The sequence below is a fragment of the Oceanispirochaeta sp. M1 genome (assembly GCF_003346715.1).
Taxonomy (GTDB): Bacteria; Spirochaetota; Spirochaetia; order DSM-2461; family DSM-2461; genus Oceanispirochaeta.
This window is the reverse complement of sequence record NZ_QQPQ01000107.1, coordinates 1-2,280: the sequence shown is the minus strand read 5'-3', so window position 1 is coordinate 2,280 and position 2,280 is coordinate 1. Positions and strand designations below refer to the sequence as shown.

The 2,280-nt window shown below is 36.0% G+C and carries 2 protein-coding genes; one reads left to right on the top strand and one right to left on the bottom strand.

Annotation, left to right across the window (positions count from 1 at the left end; genetic code table 11):
- Positions 1-146: 146 nt before the first annotated feature.
- Positions 147-1,172, top strand: coding sequence for a site-specific integrase (locus DV872_RS25940; RefSeq protein WP_114632879.1), 1,026 nt, complete (start codon positions 147-149; stop codon positions 1,170-1,172).
- A 739-nt stretch (positions 1,173-1,911) separates the two neighbouring features.
- On the opposite strand, the gene DV872_RS25930 is transcribed toward DV872_RS25940, so the two are convergent.
- Complete coding sequence (locus DV872_RS25930) at positions 1,912-2,229, bottom strand: hypothetical protein (RefSeq protein WP_114632877.1); 318 nt, start codon at positions 2,227-2,229, stop codon at positions 1,912-1,914.
- Positions 2,230-2,280: the final 51 nt, after the last annotated feature.

The following is a 2,280-nucleotide window of genomic DNA, read 5'->3' as shown; positions in this document are numbered from 1 at the left end:
TCATAGTACAAGGATATAACTTGCATCAATCCCGCTCTTTTCAACTTCTGCAAAAGTGGGGAATTCCGGTCTGCAACTTTGGGGAATTTGCTTTGCAACTTCGTCCTATTTCAGTATGCAACAAACAAATATCTACCAGGACAAAAGTGAAGTATGAAGCTGAGAGAATTGCTAAGCAGGCTTATTGGGATGCTCTTGAGAAAATGAACAACTGCCCCACCTTCGGGGATTATGCAAAAGACTTCTTTACTGATAAATGCAGACTCACTGCTCGTCGTAAATCATCAAACAAACCCTTTACTGAAGATATGATTAAATTGAAGAGAAGCAATCTAACCAAGTACTTATTGAAGGAATATGAAAATACCTACCTGACAGATATCAAAATGCTTCAGTTTGAAGACTTCCGCAGCAGGCTGAATCTGGCGAACTCAACCAAGAATGGCATCTCCGTCACAATGAAGCAGATATTGAATGAGGCTGTCCGTGACGAGATCATTGACTCCCATCAGCTGGATAAGATTGAATCTCTTTCAGAAGTCTCTGAGAAGCCCAGAGATTCTCTATCTATTAAGGAAATAAAGAAACTCTTCCCTATTAACTATGATGAAGCCATTGCTATCTGGAAGGAACCAAAGTATTTTACTTTGATGTTTATCCTTGTTTCATCCGGTATGAGATCTGGAGAAGTCAGAGCTTTGAAATGGTCTGATGTTATGTGGGAAGACTCAGGTATCATAATCAGCAAAGCTGTCAAACACTCAGGAAAGATCGGAACAGTTAAAGAGAAGAAGGAGAAGATTGTTCGTCTGCCTCAAAGAGCTCTGGATGTTCTAAAGTTATGGAAGGATGTTTCATTGGCACCTGGTGATGATGACTTCATCTTCTATGGGAAGGGTGTGGACAAACCTGTTGATAAGAACACAATCATCGCCAACTTCAAGAAAGGTTTAGCGAATGCTGAAGTTGGTGCAGGAAAGCATCTTGTTCCCCATTCTCTGCGTCATACCTTTAACTCCTACATGCTGACTGTTTTACCTACAGATGTTGTCAGGAAATTCACAGGGCATAGCTCAGAGGAAATGACGAAGCATTACTATCATCCCTACCTGAAAGAGGAGCTGAAGGCTACTGAAGGGTATCAGGATAAGATTGACGAGATTTGGAAGTAAATCTGGCTATTTCTATGGATGGTTGCTCACAACTATCTATAAAGTGGTCGGTCGAATGGGCGGCTCAGCTGATCTCACCGCTGATCTCACCGCTGATCTCACCGCTGATCTCACCGCTTATTTTAATGGTGTTATTTTTCTATATTCATAAAAAGGACACTCGCAATATGTATTTCCATTAAATACATTAGAGATTTAAAAAAGATAAGTCGCAAAATTAGATATTAGATATTAGATATTAGATATTAGATAATATAGATAGCCCGCTATTTTGCAATTTTATAACTATTTAATTCATTTTATTTCTGCTTGCTCTCATAACTGATAACCTTATAGAAAATCATGAGAGAAACATTTATATAAGGGTATGGCCTGCTAAATCGGCGGTTACTTTTTTATAGGAATATTTAAGGTTTATAATAATTGTAATTAAGCCAAAAATAAGAATGGTAATAATGTCAATAATATCAAAATAACCAATTACAAGTTGGTATTTCTGAAGAAACTCAAATAATAATGAGATTATAAGAAATAGTATTCCATATGGTAATTGTTCCTTTTTATTTTTCCAGATAGATGAAAGAATTAAAATACCTGAGCTAGTCCAAAGACCATCAGATAAGTTATACAAAATAAAATTACTGAAAAAAGTAGGGGGAAAGTATGTGCTTATATCACGTAATAGATACAAACACATACCAATTATTAGGAATATTATTGATATAAAAAATTGCTTCAATTAGATGCCAGAAACGTTTTGATAAATAGGCTCTATCTTATCTATAGGAGTAAATTGTACAGTATACTCCTCTCTTTCAGTTCTTCCATAATTAAATATTATTGTTAATACAATACTTTCTGAGCCATGTTCTTCAATCCAACTATCTACTTCTTCATTATTTTTAAAGAGTTCGCGAGGAGCATATATTTCACAATCAATATTATTTATTTCAACACTTTCTCCTAATTGTTCTTTACTAATAGAAAATCCGGATGAAAGTTGCCACCCATTCCGGTTCAAAGTTGCCAGTGATTCCGGACGAAAGTTGCCACCCATTCCGGTTTAAAGTTGCCACTTTTTAAGCAATTTCCGGAATCATTTTTTTAA